The following is a 14,609-nucleotide window of genomic DNA, read 5'->3' on the forward strand; positions in this document are numbered from 1 at the left end:
CCGGGGCGGTGGTTCACAGCGGGCCCGCTTCCGAGAGCTGGGCACCGCTGTCCGGGGCAGGGGGGTCGGCCGGGGCGCTGTCCGGGAATGCCTGCGGGCGGTGTTCGCCGTCCTCCCCGCGGCGCGGGGTGGACGGGGTACCGGTGCCCGGGGTGTTCGACGGAGCGGGGTCGCCCGGCGCCGGGTTCGCTGGGCCCGGGTCTGCCGGAATGGGACCGCCCGGAGCCGGGTCTGCCGGAGTGGGACCGCCCGGAGCCGGGTCTGCCGGATTGGGATCGCCCGGATCCGGGTTCGGCGGGGGCGGATCGGCCGGAGCCGGGGGCGGTGGCGTCCCGTCGGTATCCGCTTCCGGGGAGGCGGCCGTGTCGTCGTGCGGAGCCGGGTCACCGGAGCTGTCCGGCGCGGGCTCGGACTGCGAGTCGTCCGGAGTTTCCTTCTCGGGGTCGATCTTCGCGCCGGTCTCCGGGGCGACCTGGACCAGAACGGGCTGACCGTTTTCGTCGGTCTCCAACCGATACTCGGCGCTCGAACCGCCCGGCTCGGTGAGGGTCAGCGTGAGCCGTCCGTCCGCGCCGAGCGTGACCTCGGCGTGCCGGTCGCCCAGCGGGAAGCCGGCGAGGACCCGGTCGTCCGGGTGGCCGTCGCCGTCCGCGTCGACCGGCTCGAACGCCTGCTGTACCCGTTCGAGGGCGTCATCGATGCCGGCTGTGACCGAATCGGTCAAGGCGCTGAGGCCGGTGCCGAGGGATTGCGCCACGCTCTGCGCGATGGGGGTCAGCGTCTGGGCCGCCGAGTTCAGCGTGCTGAGCCCCTCCAGAGCGGTGACGGCGGGCGAGGTGACCGAGGGCGTGGTCGACGGTGTGGTCGTCGCGGGCGACGTCGGACTCGTCGTGGGCGACGTCGGACTCGTCGCGGGCGACTGTGTTGTCGTCGCCGGTGAGGTCGCTTCGGCCGGTGACGACGTCGTCGTCGGCGTGGACGCCGTCGTCGTCGACGTCGGCGGCGTCGCAGAAGGAGTCGCCGCGGGCGTAGTCGACGCAGGCGCCGTCCCGACCGGCTCGGCGCTCGCGGGCACCGTCCCGACCGGCACCCCGCTCGGCGTCTCGGAGGCCGTACCTCCCGCCCGGGCATACTCCTCCCCCGACAACCCCCCGAACGCCCGGGCAACCTCCTCGTACAACCCCCGGACCCCATCATCGGCAACCGCACAGATCTCGCCGAACCACCGAACCTTCCGCTCGTAGTCCGGCACGAACAATTCGTCCAGCCACCCCCGGCACCGCTGCGAGATCACATCCTGATACGGCGACCACGGACTCTGCACGCCCCCCTCGCCGTACACGAACTCCTGCCAGACCCCGAGCCGCATGTCCGGAAACAACGCCTGCGCCCGGCTCGCCGCGGACCCGGCACTCAGCGTGTGCGTCCACCCGAACCCATCGGCCCCGTCGATGATGAAATCGACGTCCTCCGGCGTCTTCCCATCGATCGACAGCTCGGTGCCGTTCTCCAGAATCTGCTGCACGATCTCGGCTTTGCCGCGAACCGCCACCCGCAATGCCTCCGGCAGGCGATCGAACCCGGCGGAGATCTCGGCCAGAGCGGCGATATCGACCTCGGCGACGGCGAGCTGCCGATTCAGCAGCGAGATGGCGGCGGTCGCCGCGGCCCCCTGCCACACCCCGGCGATGCCGCGCGTGCTGTCCGCTTGCGCCTGGTACTGCTCGCGCAGCACGGCGAGCACCTCGCGCAGCGCCTCCCCGGTGGCCCGAATCCGCTCCTCGGACAACCCGTTCTGCTCGTAGAAGCGGCGATGCAGGGTGGCGTAGTCGCCGTGCTCCGGCACCGTCTTCGCCCAGCGCTGATAGCGCGGCCCGAAGTGCTCGAAGTACAGCAGACTCCGCGAACCCAGCTCCAGCAGCTGGGCGACGGTGGCCCCGGACGGCACGGTGAACGTCATCTCACTGCTCGCCCGCCGCGAAGCGATCGGCCGCACCCTGCCGATTCACCGACACCGCCACGGATTCGGCGGCCGAGACCGTCGCCCCGGACCACCCCGCGATCCGCGCCCCCAACGCCTCCAGCCCGGCCCGGAGCGCGGCCCCCTCGACCGGATAGTGCGAACCGACCTCCCCCGCCCCGATCAGGTTCTCCGCCACCACCTGTGCGGAACCCCCGACGACACCCCCCGACTCCAGCAGTTCGCTCGCCAGCCGCCCCAGTTCGCCGGTGTTCACCCCGACGTTCTCGCTGCTCATCGCTGCGCCCCCTCCCCTCCTGCTCGCCCGATCGGTGTGCGGCGGCGCGGAACCCGCCTCACCCTCCTTCGACGCGGCCGGGGTGCTCGCGGTTCCGCCGGATCAGCCGAGCCTGCCCTGATCGGTGCGCACCCACTCCGAGGTGCCGTCCGGATGGTGGTGGAACTCCCAGGCGGCGTAGTCGCCGTCCTTCTCCACCACGGTCAGGTGGTCGGCGAGGCCGTCGCGGTCGGTGTCGGTCCACACCCGCAGGCCGTGCTCGTCGGATTCGGTGATCGAGTCGAGCGCGCCGTCGCCGTCGATGTCCTGGGTGGGGTGCACCAGCCCGACCTCGCCGAGATCGTGCAGCGCCGAGGCGGCGTCCACGTCGGGGAGGTCCATCCCGGGGAACTCGGGCGAATTGACCACGGCTCCTCCTGCAAGGCCGATCGGCGGGTGTGGCCTCCATCCTGTCACCCGCCGATCCGGAGCGCAGCCCCGGTCGCGCTCAGTACTTCGGCATCAGCAGCCAGAGCGCCGCGTACACCAGGAACTGCGGGCCGGGCAGCAGGCAGGAGAGCACGAACGCGATGCGAACGACGGTCGGGTTCCAGCCGAAGTAGCGGGCGATGCCGCCGCAGACCCCGGCGATCACCTGGTTGTCGGCGGTGCGGGTGAAGCGGCGGGCGGGGGTGGTGGTCATTGGTCATCTCCTCCTCGTGACGATTTCCACTCTGCGCGAGCGGCGTTCGCGCCGCATCGGTCGCGGTACCCATATCGACCCCCATTCCGCCCGGCCCGGTCTCGGGGTCGGACCCGGACACGGCAGACTCGTGCGGGTGAGCACCACCCTGCACGCCCGCGGTCTCGCTGCCGGGCACGCCGAACGCACCCTCTTCGACGACCTCGACCTCACGCTGGCCGAGGGCGATGTGATCGGCCTGGTCGGGGCGAACGGCGCGGGCAAGTCGACGCTGCTGCGGCTGCTGGCGGGCGCCCCCGCCGCCGGGATCACGCTGAGCCCGCCGGACGCCACCGTCGGCCACCTCGCGCAGGAGCCGGAGCGGGTGCCCGGCGAGACGGTGCTGGAGTTCCTGGCCCGGCGCACCGGGGTGGCCGAGGCACAGCGCGCCATGGACGCCGCCGCCGAGCGGCTCGCCGACGGCGGCGCCGACGACTACACCCCCGCCCTGGAGCGCTGGCTCGCGCTCGGCGGCGCCGACCTGGAGCAGCGCGCCGCCGAGGTCGCCGCCGCGGTCGGGCTGGACAGCACCCTGCCGCAGGGCGTCGGCACCCCCATGACCGCGCTCTCCGGCGGCCAGGCCGCCCGCGCCGGGCTGGCCTCGGTGCTGCTCTCCCGCTACGACGTGCTGCTGCTGGACGAGCCGACCAACGACCTGGACCTGGACGGCCTGGCCCGGCTGGAGCGCTTCGTGCTCGGCGTGCGGGTGCCGATGATGGTGGTCAGCCACGACCGGGAGTTCCTGGCCCGCACGGTGAACGGCATCCTGGAGCTGGACCTGGCGCAGCAGCAGGTCGCCTACTACGACGGCGGGTACGAGTCCTACCTGGCCGAGCGGGCAGTGGCGCGCAGACACGCGCGCGAGGCCTACGAGGAGTTCGCCGACACCAAGGCGGGGCTGGAGGCGCGCGCGCAGATGCAGCGCAACTGGCTGGAGCACGGCGTGCGCAATGCCAGGCGCAAGGGCAAGACCGACTCGGACAAGGCCGGGCGCAAGATGCGCGCCGAGTCCACCGAGAAGCAGGCCGCCAAGGCCCGCCAGACGCAGCGCCGGATCGAGCGGCTGGAGGTGGTCGAGGAGCCGCGCAAGGAGTGGGAGCTGCGGATGGAGATCGCGGCGGCCCCGCGCAGCGGCTCGGTGGTCGCCACGCTCTCCGAGGCGGTGGTGCGGCGTGGCGGCTTCACCCTCGGCCCGATCAGCACCCAGGTGAACTGGGCCGATCGGATCGTGCTGACCGGCGAGAACGGCGCGGGCAAGTCCACCCTGCTCGGGCTGCTGCTCGGCCGTATCGCGCCGGACAGCGGCAGCGCGAGCACCGGCTCCGGCGTGCTGGTCGGCGAGGTGGATCAGGCGCGCGGGCTCTTCCGGGCCGACGACACCCTGGCCGCCACCTTCGGCGCGGCGGTCCCCGACCTGCCGGAAGCCGAGGTGCGGACGCTACTGGCCAAATTCGGGCTGCGCGGCCCGCACGTGCTGCGACCGTGTGCAACGCTCTCCCCCGGCGAGCGGACCAGGGCGGCGCTGGCGCTGCTACAGGCCCGGGGGGTGAACCTGCTCGTCCTGGACGAGCCGACGAACCATCTCGACCTGCCCGCCATCGAACAGCTGGAGCAGGCCGTCGATTCCTTCGACGGCACGCTGCTGCTGGTCACGCACGACCGGCGCATGCTCGACTCGGTGCGCGCCACCCGCCGCTGGCACCTGGCCGACGGCCGGCTCACGGAGGAGTGACCGCCGCGCGCGGCGCCCGGCTAGACCGAGCCGACCAGCCGCGCCAGGTCGTCGGCGAGCTGGCGCGCGCGGGCCGGGTCGGTGGCCTCCACCATGACCCGAACCAGCTCCTCGGTGCCGCTCGGGCGCAGCAGCACCCGGCCGCTGTCGCCGAGCGCGCGCTCCGCCTCGGCCACCGCCTCGCGCACCGCGGGCGCCGCGGCCACCAGCGACTTGTCGCTCACCGGGACGTTCACCAGCACCTGCGGCACCGTGCTGAGCACGCTCGCCAGCTCGGCGATGCTCCGGCCGGTCGCGGCCATCCGCGCCATCAGGTGCAGCCCGGTGAGCACGCCGTCGCCGGTGGTGCCGTGCGCGGGCAGGATGACGTGCCCGGACTGCTCGCCGCCCAGGCTGAACCCGCCCCGGCGCAGCTCCTCGAGCACGTAGCGGTCGCCGACCCCGGTGGTGCGCAGCGCGATGCCCGCCTCGCGCATGGCGATGTGCAGCCCGAGGTTGCTCATGACCGTGGCGACCAGGGTCTCCTCGGCCAGCTCGCCGCGCTCGCGCATGGCGATGGCGAGCACCGCGAGGATGGCGTCGCCGTCGACGACGGCGCCGGTGGCGTCCACCGCGAGGCAGCGGTCGGCGTCGCCGTCGAGCGCGAGGCCGAGGTCGGCGCCGTACTCGAGCACCGCGGCCTGCACCGGGCCGAGGTGGGTGGAGCCGCAGCGGTCGTTGATGTTCAGCCCGTCCGGCTCGGCGTTGATGGCGATCACGGTGGCGCCCGCCGCCCGGTACACCGCGGGGGCGACCTCGGAGGCGGCGCCGTTGGCGCAGTCCACCACGACGGTGAGTCCGGCGAGCTCCTCGCCGATGGTCGCGACCAGGTGCTCGACGTAGCGCTCGTGCGTCCCGGCCAGCGAGTACTCGGCAGGCACATCCGGCCCGGCGGCGGCGGAGGCGCTCCGCACCCGGCCGAGCCCGGCGCCGGTCGGCCGCTGCGGGGTGTTCGCCCTGATCAGGGCCTCGATCCGGTCCTCGATCGCGTCGTCGAGCTTGTGCCCGCCCGCCGCGAAGATCTTGATGCCGTTGTCCGGCATGGGGTTGTGCGAGGCCGAGATCATCACGCCGAGGCAGGCGTCGTAGAGCCCGGTCAGGTAGGCGACGGCGGGCGTCGGCAGCACGCCGACCGAGAGCACGTCCACCCCCGCGGCGGTGAGCCCGGCGGTGACGGCGGCCTCCAGCATCTCGCCGCTGGCCCTCGGATCGCGGCCGATCACCGCGAGCGGGCGGGATTTGCCCCGGCCGAGCACCTCGGCGGCCGCCCCGGCGACCTGCAGTGCCAGTTCCGGGCTCAACGAGCCGTTGGCGAGCCCGCGAATGCCGTCGGTGCCGAACAAACGTGCCATTACCTTGCCCCTGAGATTGCTACAGCCTGGAGAAAGTTCCGCGTACACCACGAGAGCAGGCCACCGGCGGCGCCGGGGGCCTGCTCTCGGACGATCCGATGGATCAGCGCTTCGAGTACTGAGGCGCCTTGCGGGCCTTCTTCAGACCGTACTTCTTGCGCTCGGTGGCGCGCGGGTCACGGGTGAGGAAGCCGGCCCGCTTGAGCGCGGGGCGGTCGTCCGGGGTGACCTCGATCAGGGCCCGCGCGATGGCGAGCCGCAGCGCGCCTGCCTGGCCGGAGGGGCCGCCGCCGACGAGCCGGGCGTACACGTCGAACGACTCGGTGCGCTCGACGGTGACCAGCGGGGACTTCACCAGCTGCTGGTGCACCTTGTTCGGGAAGTAGTCCTCGATGGTGCGGCCGTTCAGCACGAAGTTGCCGGAGCCGGGCACCAGGCGGACGCGGACCACGGCCTCCTTGCGGCGGCCGACGGTCTGCACCGGGCGGTCGATGAGAACCGGGGCCTCGTAGCTCTCGTCGGACTCGACCTCGTAGCCGTAGTCCTCGGTCACCACCTCGGCGTTGGGATCCTCCGAGGTGTACTCGGTGAGCTCCGTCTCCTCGGCGAGGACGGCGTCGTTTTCGGGAGCGGTCACTGGGCCACCTGCTTGATCTCGAACGGGACGGGCTGCTGCGCGGCGTGCGGATGAGTCGGGCCCGCGTACACCTTGAGCTTGCCCGCGATCGCGTTGCCGAGCTTGTTCTTGGGGATCATCCCCTTGATCGCCTTCTCCACGACCCGGTCGGGGCGGGTCTCCATGACCTGACCGACAGAGCGCGACTTGAGGCCGCCCGGGTGGCCGGAGTGGTGGTGGATCATCTTGTCCTGCCGCTTGTTCCCGCTGAGCGAGATCTTGTCGGCGTTGATGATGATGACGAAGTCGCCACCATCGACGTTCGGCGCGTAGGTCGGCTTGTTCTTGCCCCGCAGCAGCGTCGCTGCCTGCACGGCAAGGCGGCCGAGTACGACGTCGGTGGCGTCGATGACGTACCACGTGCGTGTGACGTCACCAGCCTTGGGGCTGTACGTAGGCACAGTGCATCCCTGTCTGTCGTCGGTGTTGCCGGCCGAAGCGCGTGGCCGAGGGGTTCCCGGCGGCCGGTGGAGACCCGGGCCTCGAGCGCATCCGGGAAACCCCGGATGTCCACACGCCAGCAAGCCACGATACCAGCCGCCGGTGCGGCCACCGAATCGGCTCAGATGGCGATCGGCGGGCCCGGATCGCGGGCGCCCGGCGGGCCGGGGATGAGGTAGCGCAGGGTGTCGACGCCCGGCGCCGTGCAGTCCGGCTCGGGGTCGCGCGCCGGAGCGTCGCGGCCGGGCCGGAACCACAGCTCGGCGCGGACCGAGGCGATGCCGTCGCGGTGCCCGTCGGCGATCCGCGGGGTCACCGCGCAGGAGACCGCCGCGCCGAACCCGGCGGGCGACAACACGCCAGCGACCGGCGCGGCACCGGGCACGACCGGCGCGGCGCCGCCACCGGCCGCCACGAATCCGGTACCCGGCGCGATCACGCCATCGGCCGCCGCGAACCCCGCCCCCGATCCGACCGCGCCACCGGCCGCAGCGGGGGCGGCGATGGCGGGCGCCGCGGGCTCGGCCGCGGTGCCGTGCCCGTCGCCGGGCAGCGCGACCACCGCGAGCGCCATCGCGCCCGCGACCGCGGGCGCGCCGAAGAAGTTGTCCCGCATCCGGTTCCACAGCCCGCCCTTGGCGGACCCCGCGGGCGGCTCCGGCTCGTCCCGCTGCACCGCGCTGCTCCAGGCCGCCGCCTCCGGCTGCTCGGCGGCGGGCTGCTCGCCGCGCTCGGCGTGCCTGCCGCCCTGCTCCGGCTCGCCGGACCCGTCCTCGGAGACCAGCAGGTGCGCGGCGCCGAGCACCAGCGCGTGGATCGGGTGGTCGGCCACCCGGAAGCGCTGCCCGAGGTGGTTGCGGAAGGCGAAGCGCAGCGGCTCGTTGTCGTAGACATTGCCCGCGAGCAGGATGGTCGAGGTGTCCGCGCCGATCGAGCGGGCCGCGGCCATGACCTCGATCACCACGTCGTCGGCGGCGCGCGCCTCGCGCAGCGCGGCCGGGTCGAAGTGCACGTCCACCGATTCGGTCGGCTGCTCGTCGTCGCCGTGCACCGCGACGACGAGCACGGTCCGGCCGTCGCAGTAGACGCCGGTGGCGCCGACCCCGTTCGGGTCGTGCTCGTCCGGCGGGCTCACCAGGTTCAGCGCGCGCACGTAGCCGGAGAGCGCGACGCTCTCCGGCAGCGGCTCCACCTCCACGTCGAGCTGCTCGACCAGCTCGGCGTAGAGCTCGACCTTCTCCTCCGGCCAGTCGTCCGGGTACGGCATGGCGACCACGTCCGGCTTGCCGCGCAGGTAGCTGCCGATCGAGGCGAGCGGGTTGTAGAGCCGCGCCCGGAACACCATCGCCGCGGGCCAGGTGGCGCCCGCCACCACGATCTGCGGGTGGCCGAGGATGTCCCGCACGTCGGCGATGGCCATGCCGAGGTCGGGCCGCAGCCGGTCGACACCGGCGGTGTGCAGCCTGCCCGACGAGTCCGCCAGCAGATAGGCGGGCGTCGAGTACGAACCCTCCACTTTCACCGGGCGGATCGGTGTCTCACCGCCGCCTGCGGCGACGGACACCACATCCCAGCCGAGATGTACCGCCCCAACTCGCACCGTCACAGGCATAAGTGTGCCTGGTGCCCGCAAACCCCGCTCGGCGCACTCACGCCGACGACTTCTTCAACCGCAGCCTGCGCTGGGTGACCAGCGCGAGGACCAGCGTGAGCAGCAGCACCATGCCGATGTCCAGTGCCCAGATGCCGGGTTCGTGGTTCCACAGCCCGTCCGGCTGCGCGCTCAGGAAGATCGAGCGGATGTCCACCGTCGAGGCGCCCGCCGCATACCCCCAGCGGGACGGGAAGAGCCAGGAGACCTGCTCCAGCACCACCCGGTCGGTGACCGGGATGAGCCCGCCCGCCATCACCAGCTGGGCCATGATCGCCACCACCAGCATCGGCATCACCTGCTCGCTGGACTTGGCGAAACTCGACAGCAGCAGCCCGAACACCACGCAGCAGACCGCGGTCACCGCGATGTCGATGTACAGCTCGGCGCTGCCGGAGGCGAGCACCGAGCCCTCGCCGGGCGGGTTCTTGCCCGCCAGCGTGATCCCGACCAGCACCGCCGACTGCAGGAACGCGGTGATGCTGAAGACCGCGATCTTGGCCCACAGGTACGAGCCGGGCAGCAGCCCCACCGCGCGCTCGCGCTGGAAGATGGTGCGCTCGCCGACCAGGTCGCGGATGGTGAGCGTGGAGCCCATGAAGCAGGCGCCGAGAATCAGCACCACCAGCAGCTGCTGCGCCTCGGCCCCGCCGGAGGGGATCAGCGAGCCATCCGGCGCCTGGGTGAGCCCGCCCCTGGTGAAGCCGTTCTTCCCCGGCACGACCAGGGAGAGCGCGCCGAGGATGAAGGGCAGCACCACCAGGAAGGTCAGGTACCCGCGGTCGGCGAAGATCAGCCGGACCTGGCGCCGCGCCACCGTGGAGAACTGCTTGACGCCGCTGGACTGCGGCGGGCTGCCCGCCGAGCCGTAGGGCGGTGGTGGCGGGGGCGGCGGCACGAACGCCTGGCGCGAGCGGTAGGCGGCGAAGGCCTGGTCCGGGTCGGCGGCGACCTTGCCGAAGATCTCGGCCCAGTCGCTGGTGCCGAGCGCGGCGCCGACCCCGGCGGGGTGCCCGCAGAAGGCGGTCTTACCGCCGGGCGCGAGCAGCAGCACCTGGTCGCACATGTCGAGGCAGGCCACCGAGTGGGTGACGACGATCACCACGCGGCCCGCGTCGGCCAGCTCGCGCAGCATGGTCATGACCTGGCGGTCCAGCGCCGGGTCGAGCCCGGAGGTGGGCTCGTCCAGGATCAGCAGCGAGGGGCCGGTGAGCAGCTCGAGCGCCACCGAGGCCCGCTTGCGCTGGCCGCCGGAGAGCCGGTCCACCCTGGTGTCGGCGTGCTCGGTGAGCGAGAGCTCGGCCAGCACGCCGTCGATCACCTGCTGCCGGTCGGCCTTGGTGGTGTCCGACGGCAGCCGGAGCTCGGCGGCGTAGCCGAGCGCCTGCCGCACGGTGAGCTGCCGGTGCAGCACGTCGTCCTGCGGCACCATGCCGATCCGGGAGCGCAGCGCCTCGTACTCGGCGTGCAGGTTGCGGCCCTCGAAGGTGACGACGCCGCCGGACGGCCTGGTACTGCCCGCGATCAGCTTGGAGAGCGTGGACTTGCCCGCGCCGGACGGCCCGATCAGCGCGGTGAGCGTGCCGCTGCCCGCCTGCAGGTTCACGTCGACCAGCAGCTGCTTGTTGTTCTCCACCGTGAAGCCGACGCCGTGCACGTGCAGCCCCTGCTCGGCCACCGGCTTCTGCCGGTGCACCAGCGTGCCCTGCTGCACCTCGAAGTCGATATTGCCGATGGTGACGACGTCGCGCTCGCGCAGCACCGTGCGCTGCTGCCTGCCGCCGTTGACGAAGGTGCCGTTCGAGGAGCCGAGGTCCTCGATGGTCAGCCCCTCGGAGGCGGAGATCAGCCGCGCGTGCCTGCGCGAGGCCAGCGGGTCGTTCACCACGATCTGGTTGTCCGAGGTGCGGCCGATGGTGAGCCCGCCCGGCGGCAGCCGGTCGGCGCGCGCGATCGGCGCGGTGGAGGGCCTGGCTCGGACCGGCGGCAGCGACGAGGAGTCGGCCCTGGTCGTCATATTGACGTTGATCTGCGGCTGCGGCGCCGACTGCTGCTGGAACGGCGCCGACTGCGGCGGCTGCTGCTGGAACGGCCCCGACTGCGGCCGCTGCTGCTGCGGGGGCTGCTGCTGCGGGAACGGCGGGCGCTGCTGCTGCGGCCACTGCGGGGCCGACTGCGGCCGCGCCACCGGGGTGGCGCCGGTCTGCCTCGGCGCGCCGGCCGGGATGAGGTGCAGCAGCGGCCCGCTGATGGCGTCGCCGAGCCGCACCTGGGTGGCCCGGTCGATGGGGACCGGCCTGCTGAGCCGCCGCGCGTCCACGAAAACGCCGTTGGTGCTTCCATTGTCGGCGAGCACCCAGGATCCGCCCTGCCAGGACAGCGTCGCGTGCACCCGGGAGACCAGCGGGCTGTCCACGAAGAGCGTGACTTCCGGCGCCCGGCCAAGGGTGACCTTGTGACTCGGTTCGAAAACGCGTTCGGTTCCCTCATGGCGCACGGTGATGGACTGCGCCCCCGGTGAAGACATGCAGCGGATACTATGCCATCACCCGGACAGCGGAGGGGCGCCCGACGCGCCTTTTGTCCGATCCGGCGACCGACCGCGGGGAACTCAGAACGGCCGACCGAGGGGGATCTTGCCTTGCCGAATCGTCGAGCGACCACCGCTGCCGTGGCCGCCCTGTGTTTCGTGCTGCTGCTGGCCGGATGCACCCGCATGGTCGACGGCCGCGCCGTCTCCATCTACGACGACCCGTTCAAGGTCGCCGGGCTGCCCACCACCAGCGGGCCGAGTGGCCCCCGCGCCGGGGTGCCGGACACCGACCTCACCGCAACCGGAAGCAACGGCGGCGAGATCGACCGGCTCGCGCTGAACGCCGTCGACGACATCCAGACCTACTGGCGGCAGGTGTACCGCTCCGTGTTCGACGGCGAGTTCCAGCCGGTCGAGAAGCTGCTCTCGTGGAGCGCCAAGGCGCCGCGCTCGGAGGCGCCGGAGTTCTGCGAGGACACCACCTACCGCCTGGTGAACGCCGCCTACTGCCGGCTGGACAACTCCATCGGCTGGGATCGCGAGGTGCTGCTGCCGACCATGGCCGACACCTTCGGGCAGATGTCGGTGGTCATGGTGCTGGCGCACGAATACGGCCACGCCATCCAGAACATGGCCAAGATCGTGACCAACCGGGATCCGGTGATCGTCAAGGAGCAGCAGGCCGACTGCTTCGCAGGCGCCTTCATGCGGCACGTGGCCGAGGGCAAGTCGGAGCACTTCACCATCAACACCTCGGACGGGCTGAACTCGGTGCTCGCGGCCACCGTCGCCATCCGCGACTCCGACCCGGACGACCCGGAGAGCGTGCACGGCTCCGCCTTCGAGCGGGTGACGGCGGTGCAGATCGGCTTCACCGACGGCCCGCGCGCCTGCCGCGGCATCGACGAGGAGGAGATCAACCAGCGCCGCGGCGACCTGCCGACCAGCTTCCAGGGGCAGACCGGCGAGTTCGAGATCACCAAGGAATCGCTGATCGAGCTGAGCAAGGCGCTGGCCGCGATCCTGCCGCTGGACGACCGGCCGCGCTACAACTACGGCGGCGCGCAGATCGAGTGCGGGGACGGCGCCACCACCGAGCCGGTCTCCTACTGCCCCACCAGCAATCTGATCGCCACCGACATCCCCAAGCTCTCCGAACGCGGCGCCGTCGGCGACCTGGACGACCCGCTGCCGCTCAAGGTGACCGGCGACTACAACGGCTACGTCGTCTTCATCTCCCGCTACGCGCTCGCCGTGCAGCGCAGCAACGACCAGGACCTGGTCGGCGCCAAGACCGGGCTGCGCGCCGCCTGCCTCTCCGGGGTGGTCACCGGCAAACTCGCCGAATCCGGCCGCCCGGCCAACCAGGGCGATATCCGCCTCGCCGCGGGCGACCTGGACGAAGCGGTCTCCGGCCTCCTCACCGACGGCCTCGCCGCCAGCGATGTCGAGGGAAAGACCGTCCCCAGCGGCTTCGCCCGGGTAGACGCCTTCCGCGCCGGCGTCCTCGGCGGCGAAACCACCTGCACAGCCCGCTACAGCTGAATTGTTCGGCCCGGCTGCGCCGGGCGGGTTCGCGGCCCCGGGGAGTCTCGTCGTTCAGCGCTCGAGACTCGCGCCTGCGGCGCATGCGCTTCGAGCGCTGAACGACGAGACGGGCCGCGAACGGGGCTCGTAAGACTCGCCCCTTCGGGACCTTGCCCCCCAAAGGGGCTCGTAAGACTCGCCCCCTCTGGGGGCCTTAACCGCCGAAGGGGGGTGGGGCGGCTGGTTCGAAGCGAAGCACGCGGTTGCCGATCATTACCTCGGCGCCGGGGACGAGGAGCATGGGCTGGTGCGGGGCGAGGCGGAGCCAGTCGCGGTAGCCGGGCATGCGGGTGCGGGTGCCGTTGGTGGAGCCGAGGTCGAGGACGGCGACGTCCCAGTTGAGCAGGCGGATCTCGGCGTGCGCGCGGGACATTCCGCCCGAGGTGTCCTCCACTTTGAGCGGCACCATTCCGCGGTTCACCGACTCGGAGTGGTCCGGGTCGCGGCCGATCACGGCGTCGGCGGCGAGCAGGTAGGTCATGCCGTCGTCGAGGAGCAGCAGCCCGAGCGGCGGCCGGATCACCTCGATCAGCGGCTGCGTCTGGTCCACCGGCATGCCGCAGACGGTGCAGAAGGCCGAGCGCGGGTCGGTGGGGTGCGCCCGCGCGCACTTGAACCCCATGACCTTGACATTGAGCGGCGCGGCCCGCGCGGTCGCCTCCAGCCTGCGCTGCAGGTCGGGGTCGGGCGGCGGCGCGGGGTTGGTGCCGTGCTCGGTCGGCGCGCGGTGCGGGTCCGGCGGGGCGGTGACGGGGCTCGCGGGCAGCGCGTCGGTGGCCTCGACCTGGTCCAGCAGCGCGGTCGCGGCGGCCTCGGTCTCGTCCCGCTCGAGGGGGCCCGGTTCGGCCCGCTGGGCGGGGCGCGGTTCGGCCCGGCGCGGGGCGCGCTCGATCACCGCGGTCGGCACCGGCGGCGGCTCCGCCCTTCGATGCGCGCCGCTCGAATCACCGCCCGTGCGCGGGGCGACGGCGCGCGCGGTGTCCGACCAGAGGATGGCCCCCGCACCCTGCGCGATCCCCTCCACCAGCCAGCCGATCCCGCGCTCCGCGGGCAGCTCGGGAATCCGGCCGTCCCGGTCGTCGACGAAGAGCGCGACCGCGCGGCCGGGCACCGGGGCCACCCGGTCCACGGTGAACGCCGCGTCGCTGCCGCGCAGGCGCTCGGCCCCGGCATCGCCCGCGAGCACCGCGGTGACCGCGCCGTGCAGGAACACCGCGACCCCGCCGTTCTCCCCCACCGAGAGAATCCCGAAGTCCACCGGCTGCCCCGGGCTGATCCGCTCGGCGTGCTTCATCAGCCAGCGCGTCGCCTCGCGGGCGATCGTCGCGCCCGCGCCCTGCTCCCGCTCGAAGGCCTCCCTGACCAATTCGGCCAGCGACTCCACCGCGGCCGCGGTCGGCGAATCCGGCGTCGGCCTGGTCGGGCCGCGGTGCCGGACCACCACCACCGCCCCTGCGACCCTGGCGACGGCGTGCTGCCCCGCGACCACCTCGACCTGGCGATCCCTCACCGCGACCGGCCGCCACGGAATCGGCCGCCCCTGCGGCGTGAACGCGGAGTGGTCAGCACGCGATCAAGCCTATGGCACCGCGGGTTACGGCGTCCCGCTGCCCACCGTC

At 72.8% G+C, this 14,609-nt stretch carries 12 protein-coding genes; 2 read left to right on the plus strand and 10 right to left on the minus strand.

Annotated elements, in window-relative coordinates; genetic code table 11:
- Positions 1–13: 13 nt before the first annotated feature.
- From NH2_RS00930 to NH2_RS00945, 4 genes are all read right to left on the minus strand, one after another.
- A complete protein-coding gene (locus NH2_RS00930; RefSeq protein ID WP_157103548.1) occupies positions 14–1,744 on the minus strand; it encodes a hypothetical protein in 1,731 nt (576 codons plus the stop codon).
- Positions 1,745–1,961: 217 nt separating this feature from the next.
- Entirely contained in the window at positions 1,962–2,258 is a 297-nt protein-coding gene (locus NH2_RS00935) for a hypothetical protein (protein ID WP_067646642.1), read from the minus strand.
- Positions 2,259–2,360: 102 nt separating this feature from the next.
- Positions 2,361–2,666 carry a DUF6802 family protein gene (locus NH2_RS00940; RefSeq protein WP_067646645.1) on the minus strand — a complete coding sequence of 102 codons (306 nt, stop codon included), beginning with the start codon at positions 2,664–2,666 and terminating at the stop codon, positions 2,361–2,363.
- A gap of 79 nt (positions 2,667–2,745) precedes the next feature.
- Positions 2,746–2,940, minus strand: coding sequence for a PspC domain-containing protein (locus NH2_RS00945; protein WP_067646647.1), 195 nt, complete (start codon positions 2,938–2,940; stop codon positions 2,746–2,748).
- A gap of 136 nt (positions 2,941–3,076) precedes the next feature.
- On the opposite strand from NH2_RS00945, the gene NH2_RS00950 reads away from it, so the two are divergent.
- On the plus strand, positions 3,077–4,711 hold the full coding sequence (locus NH2_RS00950) for an ABC-F family ATP-binding cassette domain-containing protein (RefSeq protein ID WP_067647593.1): 1,635 nt from the start codon (positions 3,077–3,079) through the stop codon (positions 4,709–4,711).
- 20 nt (positions 4,712–4,731) lie between these two features.
- Here NH2_RS00950 and glmM read toward each other — a convergent pair whose 3' ends face one another.
- The 5 genes from glmM to NH2_RS00975 form a co-directional block, all read right to left on the minus strand.
- A complete protein-coding gene (gene glmM / locus NH2_RS00955; RefSeq protein ID WP_067646649.1) occupies positions 4,732–6,102 on the minus strand; it encodes a phosphoglucosamine mutase in 1,371 nt (456 codons plus the stop codon).
- A gap of 103 nt (positions 6,103–6,205) precedes the next feature.
- Positions 6,206–6,739 carry a 30S ribosomal protein S9 gene (gene rpsI, locus NH2_RS00960; protein WP_084505115.1) on the minus strand — a complete coding sequence of 178 codons (534 nt, stop codon included), beginning with the start codon at positions 6,737–6,739 and terminating at the stop codon, positions 6,206–6,208.
- Positions 6,736–7,179: a 50S ribosomal protein L13 gene (gene rplM / locus NH2_RS00965; RefSeq protein WP_067646652.1), complete on the minus strand. Its 444-nt coding sequence runs from the start codon at positions 7,177–7,179 to the stop codon at positions 6,736–6,738. Before rplM ends, rpsI begins: the two co-directional genes overlap by 4 nt.
- Positions 7,180–7,340: 161 nt before the next feature.
- Positions 7,341–8,831, minus strand: coding sequence for a hypothetical protein (locus tag NH2_RS00970; RefSeq protein ID WP_067646655.1), 1,491 nt, complete (start codon positions 8,829–8,831; stop codon positions 7,341–7,343).
- Between the two features lie 37 nt (positions 8,832–8,868).
- Positions 8,869–11,397: an FHA domain-containing protein gene (locus NH2_RS00975; RefSeq protein ID WP_067646658.1), complete on the minus strand. Its 2,529-nt coding sequence runs from the start codon at positions 11,395–11,397 to the stop codon at positions 8,869–8,871.
- Between the two features lie 114 nt (positions 11,398–11,511).
- Here NH2_RS00975 and NH2_RS00980 point away from each other — a divergent pair, with 114 nt between their 5' ends.
- Positions 11,512–12,948, plus strand: a complete 1,437-nt coding sequence (locus tag NH2_RS00980; protein ID WP_067646662.1) for a neutral zinc metallopeptidase — start codon at positions 11,512–11,514, stop codon at positions 12,946–12,948.
- 196 nt (positions 12,949–13,144) lie between these two features.
- On the opposite strand, the gene NH2_RS00985 is transcribed toward NH2_RS00980, so the two are convergent.
- On the minus strand, positions 13,145–14,500 hold the full coding sequence (locus NH2_RS00985) for an FHA domain-containing protein (protein WP_067646665.1): 1,356 nt from the start codon (positions 14,498–14,500) through the stop codon (positions 13,145–13,147).
- Between the last annotated feature and the right edge of the window lie 109 nt (positions 14,501–14,609).

The sequence above is a fragment of the Nocardia harenae NBRC 108248 genome, from assembly GCF_001612885.1.
GTDB lineage: Bacteria > Actinomycetota > Actinomycetes > Mycobacteriales > Mycobacteriaceae > Nocardia > Nocardia harenae.

Excerpts from the sequence above, each read along its gene's own strand:
- NH2_RS00935 (WP_067646642.1), bottom strand. The coding sequence starts at position 2,258 with ATGAGCAGCGAGAACGTCGGGGTGAACACCGGCGAACTGGGGCGGCTG.
- NH2_RS00975 (WP_067646658.1), bottom strand. The coding sequence starts at position 11,397 with ATGTCTTCACCGGGGGCGCAGTCCATCACCGTGCGCCATGAGGGAACC.
- glmM (WP_067646649.1), bottom strand. The coding sequence starts at position 6,102 with ATGGCACGTTTGTTCGGCACCGACGGCATTCGCGGGCTCGCCAACGGC.
- NH2_RS00970 (WP_067646655.1), bottom strand. The coding sequence starts at position 8,831 with ATGCCTGTGACGGTGCGAGTTGGGGCGGTACATCTCGGCTGGGATGTG.
- NH2_RS00945 (WP_067646647.1), bottom strand. The coding sequence starts at position 2,940 with ATGACCACCACCCCCGCCCGCCGCTTCACCCGCACCGCCGACAACCAG.